This window comes from Marinomonas mediterranea MMB-1 (genome assembly GCF_000192865.1).
Classification (GTDB): Bacteria; Pseudomonadota; Gammaproteobacteria; order Pseudomonadales; family Marinomonadaceae; genus Marinomonas; species Marinomonas mediterranea.
The window spans coordinates 2,382,310-2,398,982 of record NC_015276.1; the positions used below are offsets into that span (position 1 = coordinate 2,382,310).

Sequence of the window (16,673 nt, forward strand, 5' to 3'; positions counted from 1 at the left end):
AAAAAGCAGTTCAACTGGTGATTAAGAAAGTGAGAGGGGGAGCTCTACCAACAAAGGAATAGTAGTCCGTAGGAGTAACATTAACGTCGACCGGAACAGGGTGACTTGGTAAAAGCGCATCCTTTGGGTTGACGCTAACAAGCAAACCAAGTAAGTCGATGTCTGGCTGCGGAATATCTTTGTTTAGATCGACAACAAGAATTGAGACGGAAGCACTAGCGATGCCTGAGTCAAAGTCACGCTCAAGTGCTTGCACACTACTGCACAGTGTTAGCAGTAGTGGTATAAGCAACAAATAGATTGCGATGACACGATTCATTGAGACACGCCTTAATGATTCTGAATGCTTTTAGTCTAGCGCTATCTATTTCGGATTAGCAATTAGTTATTGTTAACCAATACCAATAAATCCAATTTATTACACTTTTTTAGAGCATTGTTCATAAAAGGTTAAGATGTCAATTTATAAGACTCTATTTCAGAGAGCATGCTGGTAATTTGCTCACTCGTTGAACGAGTGGTATTTTTCGTCTTAGATATTGACCCTAAAATTGTCCGAAGTTTTAACTCACGTGATTTATTGATGCTTGTTTTTCGAAAGTCCACCAGCCAGAGCCTAAGTACGCACAAGAACAAAAAAAACCACCTCATGGGTGGTTTTTTATCAGTTTTTTTTCGCTCAAATAAGAGTCTATTGACTAGTTCTCGTAGCTTTCGATAGGAGGGCACTCACAGTATAAGTTTCTATCGCCATAAACGTTGTCTATACGGCCCACTGGCGGCCAATATTTTCGAGATTTAATCCATGTTAACGGATACGCAGCTTCTTCTCTTGAGTAGGCGTGCGCCCAATCTGACTCAAGAAGGCTTGCGGCAGTATGAGGTGCATTAACAAGTGGGTTGTCATCGATTGACCATTCGCCATCCTGAACTTTGCGAATCTCGTTTCGAATTTGAATCATGGCGTCACTAAAGCGATCCAGCTCTTCTTTGCTTTCTGATTCAGTTGGCTCGATCATGAGTGTTCCAGCAACAGGGAAAGACATTGTTGGAGCATGAAAGCCAAAATCCATTAAGCGTTTAGCAATGTCTTCTTCGCTGATTCCTGACTCTGCTTTTATCGGGCGAATATCAATAATACATTCGTGAGCCACAGTGCCATTTGCGCCAGTATAGAGAACAGGGTAATGATCGCCTAGACGCTTAGCAATGTAGTTTGCATTTAGAATAGCGTGATGTGTCGCACTTCGAAGACCTCTGTCTCCCATCATTTTGATGTACATCCAAGTGATGACCAAAATACTTGCACTGCCGTACGGAGCAGCCGAGATCGCACCATGCTGCTCACTTTGTTGCGTAACAGGACTCACCGCATGACCTGGGAGGAAGGGTGCTAAATGCGATTTAACACCGATTGGCCCCATACCTGGACCGCCGCCGCCGTGAGGAATACAGAATGTTTTATGCAGGTTAAGGTGAGATACATCTCCACCAAATGAGCCTGGAGGTGCAACACCCAATAAGGCATTAAGGTTGGCGCCATCGATGTATACTTGACCACCAAACTTATGAACAACCTCACATACCTCACGAATATGCTCTTCAAATACACCGTGTGTAGAAGGGTAGGTCGCCATAATGCAGCTTAAGTTATCAGCATGCTGTTCTGCTTTCGCTGTGAGGTCGTCTAGATCAATATTGCCATTGTCGTCACATTTTACGATAACCACTTTCATGCCGGCGAGTGCGGCAGACGCTGGATTCGTTCCATGAGCAGAACTTGGGATAAGGCAAATATTGCGATGAGCATCGCCGCGTGACTTATGATACTTGTCAATTGCTACAAGACCAGCGTACTCACCTTGTGCACCCGAGTTTGGCTGAAGTGAGATCGTATCGTACCCTGTTGCCTTAGAAAGCATTTGAATCAGTTCATCTAGAAGCTGATGATAGCCTTCTACTTGTGCTTTTGGTGCGAATGGATGGATTCGACCAAATTCAGCCCAAGTTACAGGAATCATTTCAGATGCTGCGTTCAGCTTCATTGTACAAGAACCAAGAGGGATCATGCTTTGGTTTAGGGCAATGTCCTTCACCTCAAGATGACGCATATAACGCATTAGTTCAGTCTCACTGTGGTGAGTATTGAAAACAGGGTGCGTTAGTATTGCATCCGTTCTCGCAAGCTCAGCATTGAAACCAAACTCTACACCATTATCTAGCGCAGACTCGTCAAGTGTCACGCCAAATACGCCAGCAAGATCAATCAAGTCTTGGAAAGCGGTTGTTTCGCTCATAGAAAGAGAAACTGTTTCATCACTTGCTTTAAACAGGTTGATGTTTTTGGCTTCAGCCGCAGACAAAATGGCGTCGGTATTTGACCCTGTTTCGATAACCAATGTATCGAAGTAGGTGTCATTCAGCGTGTATTTTGCTTTAAGAGCTTTAGCAAGAATATCTGTGAATCCAGCAACGCGAGAAGCAATTTTCTTTAAGCCATCCGGCCCATGATATACGGCGTAGAACCCTGCCATCATTGCTAAAAGAGCCTGAGCAGTACAAATATTAGAAGTCGCTTTTTCGCGACGAATATGTTGCTCTCGAGTTTGCATTGCCATGCGCAGTGCAGGCTTGCCATGACTGTCTTTGGACACACCGATGACACGTCCAGGCATTGATCGCTTATATTTATCTTTGGTTGCAAGGAAGGCTGCATGCGGACCACCGAAGCCCATTGGCACGCCAAATCGTTGTGCACTACCAACAACAATATCAACGCCAAAATCGCCAGGCGACTTAAGAAGTACAAGAGATAATAAGTCCACCGACGTAGTCACAAGGGCTTTTTGTGCGTGCGCTTTTTCGACAACGTCAGTTAGATCTACAACATTGCCGTCTAGCCCCGGGTACTGAAGCACAACACCAAATACGTCGTGTTGATCCAATGTGTCTATGCTAGCGCAGACTACTTCAATATCTAATAGCTCGGCACGTGTTTTTACAACATCAATTGTTTGCGGCAGGCAATTATCAGCAACAAAAAGCACATTGCTTTTTTTACGGTTGGAGCGCTGCATTAGTGTCATCGCTTCAGCAGCGGCGGTTGCCTCATCCAACAAAGAGGCGTTAGATATTTCCATTCCAGTTAAATCAATGACAACTTGTTGGAAATTAAGTAGCGCTTCAAGTCGGCCTTGAGAGATTTCTGGTTGATAAGGCGTGTAGGCAGTATACCAGCCAGGATTTTCCAAAAGGTTGCGTAATATAGGTGCAGGTACAAATGTATCGTGATACCCCATACCAATAAAGCTGCGTGCAATGGTGTTTTTAACGGCGATCGATTTAAGCTCAGTTAATGCATCATTTTCACTGATTGGTTGCTCGGTCAAATCAATATCTGTTTGATGGATAGCGCTTGGAACGGTTTGCTCAATCAGCGCATCTAGAGAGGGTGCGCCAATAGTGTCCAGCATTTTTTGTTTTTCTGACGAGTCGGGACCAATGTGACGAGCTAAAAACTCATCCTTGCCTAATAAATCGCGGATGCACGAAGTCATGATGATATCACCTGTACAATAAATGATGTTTTGTATGTGAGGGTAAGAGTGCCCAATGAAAGTGATTTGGCATTAGGATGCAATCGCTCTCGTTTTTCACCTTTTATAAAGGTAAAGGGCACTATTGGAATTCTTTTTTAAGCGGACAGCTTATTCTTCGATTGAGGCTGTGTAGCCTTCAGCATCAAGAAGTTTGCTAAGATCAGCGTCTTCAGCTAATTTAATTTTTGCGATCCACGCGTCATTATATGGAGACTCATTAATTAACTCAGGAGAGTCTTCTAGCGCTTCGTTCACTTCGACAACAATACCTGTTACTGGTGCATAGATATCGGAGGCTGCTTTTACAGATTCAACCAGAGAGAATTGCTCTGTTGCTGTCACGTCTGCATCTAGATCTGGCAGCTCAACATAAACAACATCGCCAAGCAGATCTTGTGCGTGATCTGTAATACCGACGGTTACAGTACCGTCTCCATTATCAAGCACCCACTCATGTGAATCCGCATACTTAAGGTTAGTTGGAATATTGCTCATTTTAATAGTCCCATTAGTAAAAATAGCCCGAGATAACGTATCTCGGGCATTTAATATTAACGATAAAGAGGAAATTGCTTACAAAGTTCTAGAACTTCTTTGCGAACACGCTCTTCAACTTCAGGGTTACCTTCTGGTTTTTCTACCAAACCGTCTAGTACGTCACTGATAAGGTGGCCGACTTTACGTGTTTCTTCTTCGCCGAAACCACGAGAAGTAATAGCAGGCGTACCAAGACGAACGCCAGAAGTAACCATTGGTTTCTCTGTGTCGAATGGGATACCGTTCTTGTTACATGTAATACCAGCACGTTCAAGTGCTTGATCTGCAACGTTACCTTTTAGGCCTTTAGGACGTAGATCAACCAGCATTAGGTGAGTATCTGTACCACCCGTTACGATGTCACAACCACGCTCAACCATAACTTCTGCCAATGTTTTAGCGTTTGCAACGACTTGATTGATGTAGTCTTTAAACTCAGGCTTCAATGCTTCACCAAATGCCACTGCTTTACCAGCAATAACGTGCATTAGTGGGCCACCTTGGTAACCAGGGAATACAGCAGAGTTAATCTTCTTACCAATATCCAAGTTATTCGATAGAATCATGCCGCCACGAGGACCACGAAGCGTTTTGTGAGTTGTTGTCGTAACAACATGTGCATGCGGAAGTGGAGAAGGATGAGCCCCTGTTGCTACCAAGCCAGCAATGTGTGCCATATCAACCATTAAGTAAGCACCAACTTTATCGGCAATCTCACGGAAACGTTTGAAATCGATTTCACGTGGGATCGCTGAGCCACCAGCAATGATCATTTTTGGCTGACACTCAACGGCTTGCGCTTCTATTGCATCGTAATCCATTAGTAGTGTTTCAGCGTTCACTTCGTATTGAACAGCATTGAACCACTTGCCAGATTGTGCTGGCGGCGCGCCGTGAGTTAGGTGTCCACCAGAAGATAAAGACATACCCAAAATGGTGTCACCTGGTTGAAGCAGTGCAAGCATCACCGCACCGTTAGCCTGCGCGCCAGAGTGAGGCTGTACGTTTGCAAACTCACAACCAAATAGTTGCTTCGCACGATCAATAGCCAATTGCTCAGTAACGTCAACGACCTCACAACCACCGTAGTAACGACGAGTAGGGTAACCTTCAGCGTATTTATTCGTAAGAACAGAACCTTGTGCTTCTAGTACCGCTTTCGAAACAATGTTTTCGGAAGCGATTAGCTCTATACCAATCTCTTGGCGTTCTTGCTCTTCTGTAAGAGTTGCAAACAATTCTGGGTCGCGCTCAGAAAGCGCTTGGCTGAAAAATACTTCAGTGTTAGCCATGATGGAATTTCCTCTCAAATTAACATTTTTGCAAATGACACAAAAATTCGCGTATATATTAACACTTCATACGTTCAAATGAATGAAAAAAGGTCAACTTCATACGAGTTTATTTTGTGTGCTTTCGAGCTAATTGAAGCACATCATAATTAAAAAGTTTCCAATTGGAAACAAAAGTGTCGTTTTTTTTTATTTCATCCCAAAAAACTCCGTTATTGAACCAGTTGGTTAGGCTTTTTTAGCGAATGAGCGCCTGTTAATTGCAAATTTTTATGGCAAAACCTTGAAACTTTACGTCGTTAGCCTTTATGCTGTTTCCAATTGGAAACAACGATCCAAATTTTCTACATAGAGGTTTTTATGAAACGCACTCCCTTATATGACGCTCACATTGACGCTCAAGCCCGTATGGTTGAATTTGCTGGGTATCAAATGCCCGTCCAGTACCCATTAGGCGTAAAAAAGGAACACTTATGGGTGCGAGAAAATGCAGGCTTATTTGATGTGTCTCACATGGGGCAAGTCATTATTAGCGGTGAAAACGCGAAACAAGAGTTAGAATCCATTTTACCTGTCGATGTATTAGGCTTATCTCTAAATACTCAGCGTTATAGTTTTTTTACAACACCAGAAGGTGGAATATCGGATGACCTGATGTTTTCAAATTGGGGCGATCAAGTATTCATGGTCGTTAATGCCGCTTGTAAAGTGCAAGATATTGCCTATTTAAAAGCGCAGCTTAAAACCAGTTCCGTTGTAGAAATTGAAGACCGTGCGCTTTTGGCGCTTCAAGGCCCTAAAGCTCGCCAAGCTGCGAAAGCACTGATTCCTGAACTTGCGAGCATGGTGTTTATGCAATCTATAAAAGTAGAATGGCAAGGCATCGAACTATGGGTAAGCTGCTCAGGCTATACAGGTGAAGACGGCTATGAGATCTCTGTTCCTGCTAACCAAGCTATTTTATTAGCATCTGCGCTAACTTCTATGGAAGAAGTGGAATGGATTGGCCTTGGTGCTCGTGATTCTTTACGTTTAGAGGCGGGTCTTTGTTTATATGGTCATGACATAGACACAACAACAAGCCCTATCGAAGCCTCTCTTAATTGGGCGATCCAAAAGGTTCGCCGAACGGGTGGCGAGCGTGAAGGTGGCTTTGTCGGTAGCGAGGTTATTTTACCGCAATTTGGACAAACCTTAGACCGAAAAAGAGTCGGATTTGTCGTTGAAAGCAAGGCACCTGTTCGCGAAGGTGTCGAAATTGTGAATGAAGCAAACGAACCTGTAGGAACGGTAACCAGTGGTGGCTTTGCTCCGTCATTAGGCCAGCCTATTGTTATGGCTTATGTTAATACTGCTGATCTCAACACGCCTTTATTTGCATTGGTACGTGGCAAGCAACTTCCATTGACTCAAACGAAAATGCCTTTTGTGCCTGCTCGTTTTTATCGCGGCTAAAATAGCAAAAGATCAAACGATACAGGCTCATGTTGCAATGGAGCTCTTTAGAACTTCACCGTAGCACGAGCCTGTCATTCCTTCTCAAATTCAAATTGAGACACTTTAATTCAAATTAGATGACGTCTGTTGGATGCTTTGCTGTATCTATGCAATAATTCTTCTTTAATGCAATCAAATAACCCTTCGATAGCCAATAAGGTCACCAGTGCTTGTTTCGCGTGATATAGAGTCCGTCTTCCATACATGTTTCTTTGAAAAATTTAATACTGTCTTAATGGGGGACGCTGAAGAACCTTTTTACCGAGCGTCAGTGAACAGCCAACCCGCGCGTATCGAGTATCGACATGATTATATATCAAGTGCGCTACATGAAACGGCACATTGGTGTGTTGCTGGAACAGAAAGAAGACAACACGACGATTTCGGTTACTGGTACGAGCCTGATTCACGCAGCCTTTCGCAGCAAAAGATATTTGAAGATGTAGAAGTCTTACCGCAAGCGTATGAATGCCTCTTTCAATGGTCATTAGGAAGGGCGTTTCGTGTTAGTGCCGATAACCTAGCGCTGCCAGACTATGACAGTACGCCTTTTCAAAACCGTGTGTTGGAGAAAGTGTTTTCTCTCTTACCTAATATACCTGAACGCGTTCTATGTTTTGCATCCGCACTTTATAGCTTACGCTTCCCTAATACCACTTTGACACTTAGCCAACATTTACAGGAATGCTATGAAAATCATTGCCGATGAGAACATGCCCAATGTTTCCACTCTTTTCTCATCTATTGGAGAGGTTTCTCTCACTCCCGGACGTTCACTATCAAGCGAACAAATAAAAGACGCCGACATTCTACTAGTACGCTCTGTTACCAAAGTAACGGCAACATTGTTAGAAAACAGCAATATCAAATTTGTTGGTAGCGCCACAATAGGCACGGATCATATTGATCTTGAGTATCTTTCAGAAAACGATATTTGTTTTTCTAGCGCGCCAGGCTGCAACGCCGATGCTGTGGCGGATTATGTTTTCAGTGCGTTATCGCACCTTTATTTGAATAAGAAGCTGGAGTGGCTCAACAAGCGTATTGGTATTATTGGCCATGGCAATGTTGGAAAAACAGTATATCAACGCTTTAGTGCGCTTGGTTGCGATGTGGTTGCCTACGATCCGTTCGTAGAAAGTGATTCTGTTCGACTTGTATCACTCGATGAAGTGCTAAATTGCGACATTATTTGTTTACATGCGCCATTAACTAAAACAGGCTTACATCCAACTTATAAAATGCTTGGTAAAGAGCAATTACAAAAGCTCAAACCGAATACCACCCTTATTTCAGCAGGGCGAGGTGGTGTGGTGTGCGAGGATAGCTTACTTATTCGTCATGATGAACTAGGAGGGAAGCTTAATCTGGTTTGGGATGTTTGGAAAAGTGAACCTCATATAAACACCGCTCTTCTAGACAAAGTGGATCTCGCAACTCCTCATATAGCTGGCTATAGTAAACAGGGAAGAGAAAAAGGGACATGGATGGTTTATCTGGCACTTTGTAAGTTTTTGAATCTTAACCCTAAATTAGACTATTCCAAAGCTATCAGCCAAGGTAACATTACCGAAATGTCCTTAAATAAGGACGCTAACTTGCATGAAGCGATCGCAAGAGCTGTTCTAGCTATTTATGATATTTCAAGAGATGACACTCGACTAAGACGGAAATACAGAAATGCGCCGTCATTTGAAACGTTTGATTGGCTTCGTAAGCATTATGTTGAAAGAGATGAATTCAACACATGTATCGCGACTCAAACCTCATACCAAGACGAGTTAAATGCTATTGGCTTTAAGCACTTAAATACATGACATACTTAAATTAAATAAGAACAAGGTGAGGTAATGCCTAAATGGCTGAAGTAGTCCAGACCAGTTTTAGTGAAATAGATGTACCAATGGGGACATTGGTACAGTTAGAGTTTATTTCACCACCTGGACGCCACACCGTTCAAGTCGTCGGACGGCTTCCGGGGCGCTCCCTTATTCTTTCAACGCCCAAAGTTAACGGCAAGAACATCTTGGTACGAGAAAGCCAAGTGGTCAATGTTCGACTGATGTTAGATACTTCTGTGTGTGCTTTCTCAAGTAAAGTCGCAAAAAGCTACCTTGATCCTGCCGCTCATTTGCACATAGCCTACCCCGATTACGTAGAAACCTCCGTTGTACGTCAGGCTGCGCGCATAGAAACGCGAGCAATTTGCAGTCTTGATCCGATTGCCAATGATCCTGACAGTATTTTTGCCCCTGCAACCGGCATTATTGTGGATCTGAGTGCGGGCGGTGCTAAACTGCTTTCAAAAGAGGATTTTGGGTCAGTTAACCAAAAGATGAACCTATCATTACGCCTAAAAATCTCAGGTTATGATTTCTACTTGAAGATTCTATGTGAGCTCCGATCCCAAGAAATCGAACATATTGAAAAGCTACAATCCACATTAACAGACAATGCATTTTTAGCTCGAATGGGGGTCGAATATCTCTATGTATACGGTATTAAGTTCAACGACCTACCGAAAGAGACGGGAGTCCCTTTGATTGCCCACATATTAGAACAACAAAGAGAAAAAGGGCGTTAATAACGCTCTTTTCTCTTCATATCCCTTCATATCTCTTCACTTTTACTTCCACTTCAAAGACCTTTCATCACTTACTTTTTTAGAACGATGGTCACCACACTGACTGAATGACGAGATTCATTTCTTCGACTGCATCTCAAAATTACTTGAACTCTTTTAGATAATCCACAATACTGTATAAATATACAGTATTGTGGTATTTATATGCTTTCCCCATCTTTAAACTTACTCTCTAAGCAAGGATTGATTTGGCACGGAGATAACCCTACCTCTAAAACCTTACAGAACAGCGTAGAGCATGATAACGCGGAGCGCAGTAGCACTGGCTTCAAGCAACTTGACGCTTTATTAGGTTCAAAAGGGTGGCCCTCTGGGGACGTCATGGAAATTCTAACCCCTCAACCAGGTATTGGAGAATTAAGCTTATTGACACCTTGGCTTAAACAGGCAAGTAAAAGTAAGAAAGTCGCTTTTATAAACCCTCCTTTTATCCCAAACGCGAAGCTGTTGGAACTGCGAGGTGTTGCGTCTCAACAGTTATGGTTAATCAACACGCCAAACAAGAAAGACACTTTATGGGCACAGTATCAATGTCTCAAGTCTGGACTCTGTTGCGCTGTTCTAATGTGGAGTCCGATAAAGGCAGACACGACAAGCACCAGAAAACTACAACTCGCGGCAAAAGACAGCAATACATTAGGCGTTTCGTTTCGCTCTGAAAAAGCAATGAATCAGTCGACGCTTTTTCCCTATCGAATGCACATGAAGCCAAACGAAAACGGCGTAGATATTTGCTTTTTGAAACGAAGAGGGGGGTGGGAAACAGACACAATTTCGATTGAAATGCACACGTATTATAGACGACTTCCCCAACCTAACACGACAACGCCTTCGTCAAACATGGGCTCGGACTCACTATTAACGCTTTCAGCAATATGAGCGCAGTATTATGTGGATGGCTTTCTATTTTCCTCAACTATCACTTGAAGCATTGGGCATTGATAAGGGCAGCGAACCTGTTGCACTTATCAGTCAACAGACGCAAAAACTCCTTCTATGCAATCAACAAGCACAAAGCAAAGGCTTAAAAGAAGGAATGTCTTTGTCTCTTGCTTATAGTTTTGATTCAGAGCTGCAATTACGAGAAGCTGACCCTCAAGCAGAATCAGAACAGTTGGAAGCTTTAGCACTTTGTCTAAACCAGTTCTCTGCAACCGTGAGTATCAGTCCACCACAAGCGATATTGATCGAAGTCGCCAGCATGTTGCGTTACTTCGGTAATGAAACAGTAATAGCGCAAAAAGCACATATGGCGCTCAGAATGTTCTCTGACTCCTATCAAGTTGGCTTTGCTAAATCAGGAAAACTTGCACTTTGGCGGGCACTCTCTGAACAGCCATTACGACCGTCACCTAATTGGCAAACGCTCAATGAAGATGACTGGATTAAAGACATACCAATAGACAGACTTGATTGGTCCCCTGAGCACATACAGAGACTACAAGGCATGGGCTTTGATTCCTTAACCAGCCTATACCGACTGCCTACAGCCTTACTTAGACGCCATCTAGGAGTCGGCTTATACACTCAATTTGGTCACGCGTTGGGGTTTATTAAAGAATCTTACACGCCTTATCAAGCCCCGGAAATGTTTACTCGTGAACGAATATTTGAATACGAAATTGAAAACAGCCTTGGCTTACTGTTTCCGTTAAGACCCATCATTCAATCAATGTGCTTATTTCTAAAGAATCGACGAAAGGTGATGTATGCCTTTGATGTTTCATTGACGTTAGCTTGGTCTGTTGAGCAAGAACGGCAACCTATCATACGGGTTCAACATGACCTAGGCAGTGATGATGCTCAATTATGGCTGGAGCTGACTGAACTCAAATTAAATCGTTTGAGCCTTCAAGCCCCCATTCGATCGATGCGTATCGACATCGTAAAAATGGAGCAGTCTGAAGAAGAGTCAGGGGATTTGTTTAACGACACAAAACAGCAAACAAGGGATCAAAACCTGTTTCTCAGTCGTCTACAAGCACGCTTAGGTAATCAGTCGATTCAAGCTGCAACACTAACGAATGATCACTTACCTGAACAAGCTATGTGTTTTCAACCTATTTCTATCTGCAACAATGAAAACCAAAAGAACGACAAACAAAGAAAGCAGAAAAGTAAAATAGGTGAAGAACAAGAAGGCAAGAATACAGAAAAGCAGATAGATACCAGAGAATTAGCTCAGCGCCCAACTTGGCAAATTCACCACCCTGAAAGGATCTCTCCTCGACAGTTTAACATACTAGAAGGACCAGAAAGAATCAGCAGTGCATGGTGGTGTGAGACAAGCACCGAATACACATTCAGAAGAGATTATTATATTGCACATTGGGTAGACGGGCGAAAAGCGTGGGTGTTTAGAGATGATGCAGGTGCTTGGTACTTGCATGGGTGGTTTGGATAATGAAACACCAAGGCATAAACCATCAGCCTGAGAACAGGCAAACTGTCACTCATCAAGCAACAGCACTTCGCTATGCTGAACTGCATGTCATATCCAGTTATACGTTTCAGCAGGGTGCATCTCACCCTTGGGAACTAGTTGAGCGTGCTCAAAAGTTAAATTATGCTGGCATAGCAATAACCGATGAATGCTCATTGGCTGGAGTCGTGAAAGCTCATGAAGCCAGCAAAGAACATGGTATTCCGTTAATAATAGGCAGCACATTTCAAGTTAAGGGCTTTTCGCTCATCGTTTTAGCGCCTTCAATTGAAGCGTACAGAAAACTAAGCATGCTCATAACGAAAGGGCGCAGAAATGCAGAGAAAGGGCACTACCACCTTCAGTTAGAAGACTACCTATCAGAACTGCAAGGTTGTTTATTCATTATCGTCATTACAGACAACACTCTGGAACAAAGCTTCTCTTCAATCACTTCTAACATTAAGAAGATAAGTGATTGCTACCCTAATAACGTATGGCTGGGGTTACAGCAGCTATTGACCCCCACAGACAGGGCAAAAAAACAGACGGTTTATCGTTTATTCAGTATGCTGCGCTTGCCCGTAACCGCTGTAAGCAGTGTTGATATGCACGAACCCAGTCGCCAGCCCTTACGAGATGTCATGACCGCCATTCGGCTTCACGCCTCAGTGAACAAGCTCAATGGGAGGCAAGCGCCTAATGCAGAAACACATCTCCGTTCACCCAAAAAGCTTCGTAAGCTTTACAGTGATCAAGAGTTAGAAGAAAGTCTTACAATACTGGAACGCTGTCATTTCTCACTGGATGAATTGAAGTACGACTATCCGAAAGACTTGGTCCCTGAAGGTACAACGCCTTCAGGCTATTTAAAGCAACTTACCTATGAAGGACTGCATCGACGCTATTCAGACTGCGTGCCACAAGCTATTGAGAAGCAAATCGAAAAAGAACTGAGCATCATTAAAGAGCTAAAGTTTGAGCATTATTTTCTGACGGTTTGGGACATCGTTAAATTCGCCCGAAAGCGCAACATACTTTGTCAAGGGAGAGGATCTGCTGCAAACTCGGCCGTTTGTTATTGCCTAGGGATAACGGAAGTAAATCCCGCTAATACAGACCTTCTATTTGAGCGCTTTATTTCAAAAGAAAGGCATGAACCTCCTGATATTGACGTGGACTTCGAGCATGAACGAAGAGAAGAAGTAATACAATACCTTTACCAACGGTATGGTCGAGAGCGTGCAGCGTTAGCGGCAACGGTTATAACCTATCGCGCAAAGAGCGCGATCAGAGACGTAGGTAAGGCACTAGGGTATGAAGAACACTTTTTGAGCAAGCTCATCAAGAAACTTGATCGAAGAGATAAGGCCACACCTTGGCTAAAGCAACTGTCAGACTATGGTAACGCAAAGCCTTCTTACCAATTTCAACTCTTTCTAAAACTGGTTGAAGAGATTCTCGGTTTTCCTCGTCATTTATCACAGCATGTTGGCGGCTTTGTAATTGCAGCAGAGCGTGTCGATCACCTCGTTCCGGTCGAAAATGCCAGTATGGAAGGTCGTACTATTATCCAATGGGACAAAGACGACCTAGAATCACTGGGGCTGCTTAAAGTCGATGTGCTAGCACTCGGTATGCTGACGGCCATTAAAAAATCATTGAACTTGATCAGCAAAATAAAAGGAGCACCTTTTACCCTACAAAGCATCCCAAGAGAAGATCACAAGGTATATGACATGTTGCAAAAAGGGGAAAGCATTGGTGTCTTTCAGATTGAGTCACGCGCTCAAATCAATATGTTGCCTCGGCTAAAGCCTAACTGTTTTTATGATCTTGTTATCCAAGTCGCAATCGTTAGACCTGGACCAATTCAAGGCGGCATGGTGCACCCATACCTTCAACGCAGAGCTGGAACGCAAGCGATTAACTATCCAAGTGCTGAAATCAAAAGCGTATTAAATAGAACCTTAGGCGTGCCTATTTTTCAGGAACAGGTCATTAAACTCGCCATGGTGGCTGCTAGTTTCAGCGCAGGAGAGGCGGATCAATTAAGGAGAGCGATGGCGGCTTGGAAACGTACAGGGCGTCTAAAGCCTTTTCAAGATAAATTAAAACAAGGCATGTTAGAACGAGGATACGACGAAGTCTTTGCCGATCAATTATGCATGCAGATCCAAGGCTTTGGCGAATACGGCTTTCCTGAATCCCATGCCGCAAGCTTTGCTATCCTTGTCTACTTTTCTTCTTGGTTAAAGCATTATTATCCCACAGTGTTTTGCTGTTCATTACTGAATAGTCAGCCTATGGGTTTTTATACACCTTACCAACTGATTCAAGACGCGCAACGAAATGGCGTTATCGTAAAGCCGGTTTGTGTCCAGCACAGTGAATGGGACCATACCTTAGAGCGCTTGAGTGAGTCTGAACAACAAAATCAACAAGATAAGCAATTTGCGATCCGTTTAGGTTTTCGATTAGTCAAAGGCATGTCCCATGAAGGCAGTGTCCGTTTAACTCAAAAAAGAGGAAATACACCTTTCACGTCACTTGAAGAGTTCCTTAATCGAGTTAAACCAAACAAAAGAGACAAAGAAGCCTTGGCATCAAGTGGCGCATTTTCAGTGCTTTCAGGTAACCGCTTTCAGGCTAGATGGGACATTCTCGGTCACCAACAAGAAACAGAACTGAACTTAGAGCTAAATAACGAAACCAAAATCGCACTCCCAACGCCTTCTGAGCAGATAGACACACTAGAAGACTTAAAAAGCATGGGCGTCAGCTTGGGTAAACATCCAATGCGCTTTCTCCGAGAGCAAGGCGCATGTTATAAGTGCACACCGAGTAATGAGCTTGAACAGGGAACGCATCAACAGTTGATTCGCGTATCCGGTCTTGTCACCGGACGACAACGGCCCGGCACCGCATCAGGTGTTACCTTCATTACACTCGAAGATGAGTTTGGTAATACGAATGTCGTGGTCTGGCAAGCAACCGCCAGCGTTCAAAAGAAGGCCTTTTTAGGTGCAACGATTTTAGAAGTGCACGGTGTATTGGAGAAAGAAGGAAAAGTCGTCCATGTGATTGCCGGACGGCTAATAGATAGAACTCATCTATGGGAAACACTTTCCATCAAGTCGCGAAACTTTCACTAAAATACAAATTATTTTTTAAAAGCGAATAACGTAAAAGAAACACAGTCGTGGCAAAATAGGTTTGGATAATGAAGTAAGGATATCTGAATTATGCAAAACTCACTCGTCTCAGTCATCACCCCTGTCTACAAAGGGCAAAAAACATTGGTCAGAGCTGTTCAATCGCTGCTCGGTCAAAGTCACGAAAACTGGGAATGCATCATCGCATCAGACGACGGCTTCGATTACCTCAGTTGGCTCAAGCAACAAGGCATTAAAGATGAGCGCCTTAAATTCGTGTTTACCGGAAAGGCCAAAAGCGGCCCGAACATCGCTCGCAATACGGCTAAAAAAATAGCCAATGGCGACTGGATTGCACCTTTAGATGCTGACGACCTTTATTACCCTCAACGATTAGCAACCTTACTGAAAGCGGCTGACCAGACAGGAGTGGCACTCGACAATGTCAATGTCGTCAACGATCAAAATGAGCAGCATATCGATACCGCGTTCGATGTTAGTTACATTAAAGAGCGCGCAGATATAAACGACACAACGTTAGGCGGTAAAATCACATTGCCTGATTTCTTTCAAACAGACACGCCACTCTTGATGTTGTTTCATAAGAGCATTGCCACACACAATTGGGAGAATGTCTCTCGCGGCGGCGATACTCTGTTTAATATGAGAGCGGTTGAAAAAGCGGGTTGGGCAGCCTTTCATAACGAAGCACTGCATGAGTACCGAGTACACGATGAGTCCATGTGTCACGGCACAAACGTTGGAAGTGTTTTTCAGGAGGCCTATGAATATACACTGCTTAGGCTTGAAGAGGACGGATTCGGATTCGAAAGTGAGCATGCTCACCACCAAGTTATTCAACTGATTAAGCAAAAAATACAGCTCAACAAAATGTATGAAAAAGCACGCCTTCATACGCCAGAATTAGACTTTCAAACCTTCCGAAAAAGCGTCATTAACGCTTAGCATCAATGCCCATCTTAAACCTATAAAAGTAGGCGATGGGCACTGATTATCTGTGCACCTATATTATTCAAGCACCTATATTATTCAAGCACATATATTATCTAAGTACGGATTATTAACCGTGACTAGTTATCCGTGACTAGCAACGCCAGGAAACCAAATTGCTTGCTTGCGACGCATGAAAACAACCAAGACAGCAAGAACAACAAACACAGCAGCCGGTGCCGCAGACGGTACGCCGTAAGTCAGGTGGAAATAGATCGCTCCGAGCAAAATAGGAAACAGTCCAGATGCAGCAAGCGCACTCCAACGTGGAACAAATAATCCAATGCCTGCCGTAAGCTCTGCCGCACCGATAAAGTAACCAAACCAACTAGGCAATCCCATCATTTCAAAACTTTGGTGAAGTTCAGGGACACCCGCCAATTTAGCGCCACCGATGGCAATCATAGGCAACGCCAACAAAACAACAGGTAACCAATTTTTAATTTTCTTTGCAATACTCATAAATCGTCTCTCGTATAATCAATATTTATTGGCTAAATTGTGTCTCTAAAATAC

Annotated in this window: 13 protein-coding genes; 8 read left to right on the top strand and 5 right to left on the bottom strand. The window is 43.4% G+C overall.

Annotation, left to right across the window (positions count from 1 at the left end; genetic code table 11):
• Nucleotides 1-10: 10 nt before the first annotated feature.
• The 4 genes from MARME_RS10915 to glyA form a co-directional block, all read right to left on the bottom strand.
• Nucleotides 11-319, bottom strand: coding sequence for a hypothetical protein (locus MARME_RS10915; protein ID WP_013661322.1), 309 nt, complete (start codon nucleotides 317-319; stop codon nucleotides 11-13).
• Between the two features lie 379 nt (nucleotides 320-698).
• Entirely contained in the window at nucleotides 699-3,557 is a 2,859-nt protein-coding gene (gene gcvP, locus MARME_RS10920; RefSeq protein ID WP_013661323.1) for an aminomethyl-transferring glycine dehydrogenase, read from the bottom strand.
• Nucleotides 3,558-3,707: 150 nt separating this feature from the next.
• Entirely contained in the window at nucleotides 3,708-4,094 is a 387-nt protein-coding gene (gene gcvH, locus MARME_RS10925) for a glycine cleavage system protein GcvH (RefSeq protein WP_013661324.1), read from the bottom strand.
• Nucleotides 4,095-4,150: 56 nt separating this feature from the next.
• Nucleotides 4,151-5,428 carry a serine hydroxymethyltransferase gene (glyA, locus tag MARME_RS10930; RefSeq protein WP_013661325.1) on the bottom strand — a complete coding sequence of 426 codons (1,278 nt, stop codon included), beginning with the start codon at nucleotides 5,426-5,428 and terminating at the stop codon, nucleotides 4,151-4,153.
• A 360-nt stretch (nucleotides 5,429-5,788) separates the two neighbouring features.
• Here glyA and gcvT point away from each other — a divergent pair, with 360 nt between their 5' ends.
• From gcvT to MARME_RS21470, 8 genes are all read left to right on the top strand, one after another.
• A complete protein-coding gene (gene gcvT, locus MARME_RS10935) occupies nucleotides 5,789-6,883 on the top strand; it encodes a glycine cleavage system aminomethyltransferase GcvT (protein WP_013661326.1) in 1,095 nt (364 codons plus the stop codon).
• 208 nt (nucleotides 6,884-7,091) lie between these two features.
• Nucleotides 7,092-7,634, top strand: coding sequence for an elongation factor P hydroxylase (locus MARME_RS10940; RefSeq protein WP_013661327.1), 543 nt, complete (start codon nucleotides 7,092-7,094; stop codon nucleotides 7,632-7,634).
• On the top strand, nucleotides 7,615-8,742 hold the full coding sequence (locus MARME_RS10945) for a 4-phosphoerythronate dehydrogenase (protein WP_013661328.1): 1,128 nt from the start codon (nucleotides 7,615-7,617) through the stop codon (nucleotides 8,740-8,742). Before MARME_RS10940 ends, MARME_RS10945 begins: the two co-directional genes overlap by 20 nt.
• Before the next feature lie 41 nt (nucleotides 8,743-8,783).
• Entirely contained in the window at nucleotides 8,784-9,509 is a 726-nt protein-coding gene (locus MARME_RS10950; protein WP_013661329.1) for a flagellar brake protein, read from the top strand.
• A gap of 204 nt (nucleotides 9,510-9,713) precedes the next feature.
• Nucleotides 9,714-10,448, top strand: a complete 735-nt coding sequence (imuA, locus tag MARME_RS10955; protein ID WP_013661330.1) for a translesion DNA synthesis-associated protein ImuA — start codon at nucleotides 9,714-9,716, stop codon at nucleotides 10,446-10,448.
• Between the two features lie 16 nt (nucleotides 10,449-10,464).
• Nucleotides 10,465-11,973, top strand: a complete 1,509-nt coding sequence (locus MARME_RS10960; protein WP_190273403.1) for a Y-family DNA polymerase — start codon at nucleotides 10,465-10,467, stop codon at nucleotides 11,971-11,973.
• A complete protein-coding gene (locus MARME_RS10965) occupies nucleotides 11,973-15,146 on the top strand; it encodes an error-prone DNA polymerase (protein WP_013661332.1) in 3,174 nt (1,057 codons plus the stop codon). Before MARME_RS10960 ends, MARME_RS10965 begins: the two co-directional genes overlap by 1 nt.
• 90 nt (nucleotides 15,147-15,236) lie before the next feature.
• A complete protein-coding gene (locus MARME_RS21470) occupies nucleotides 15,237-16,112 on the top strand; it encodes a glycosyltransferase family 2 protein (RefSeq protein ID WP_013661333.1) in 876 nt (291 codons plus the stop codon).
• Nucleotides 16,113-16,241: 129 nt separating this feature from the next.
• Here MARME_RS21470 and MARME_RS10975 read toward each other — a convergent pair whose 3' ends face one another.
• Complete coding sequence (locus tag MARME_RS10975) at nucleotides 16,242-16,619, bottom strand: DoxX family protein (protein ID WP_013661334.1); 378 nt, start codon at nucleotides 16,617-16,619, stop codon at nucleotides 16,242-16,244.
• Nucleotides 16,620-16,673: the final 54 nt, after the last annotated feature.